Source organism: Bacteriovorax sp. DB6_IX, assembly GCF_000447775.1.
GTDB lineage: Bacteria > Bdellovibrionota > Bacteriovoracia > Bacteriovoracales > Bacteriovoracaceae > Halobacteriovorax_A.
In genome coordinates this window covers 1-259 of record NZ_AUNJ01000471.1, presented here as the reverse complement: position 1 = coordinate 259, position 259 = coordinate 1, and the positions used below count along the sequence as shown (strand labels likewise).

Genomic DNA, 259 nt, shown 5'->3' with positions numbered 1-259 from the left:
TGAATATCTTCGTTTAGAATAGGTTTTTTGATTTCCTCGAGATCTTTAATATAGTTATGGTAAAGAGACTTTTGAAGATCATCTGTCACGACAGTAACTGTAACCTTTGCATTATAGTTAAGAAATGATGTTACACCAAGAACGGTCTTTTCACGCTCTCCCTTAACACCAGTGCTATTAAAAGCTAAACTCTTAATACCTCTATTAAAGTCTCTCAAATATGAATCGCCCAGTTTGAATAATTCTATATGATTTTTTA

General features: G+C 32.0%; 1 protein-coding gene. It reads right to left on the bottom strand.

Features of this window, described 5'->3' with window-relative positions; translation table 11 throughout:
* On the bottom strand, positions 1-218 hold a 218-nt coding region (locus M901_RS14645), incomplete at its 3' end, for a hypothetical protein (protein ID WP_157680056.1).
* Positions 219-259: the final 41 nt, after the last annotated feature.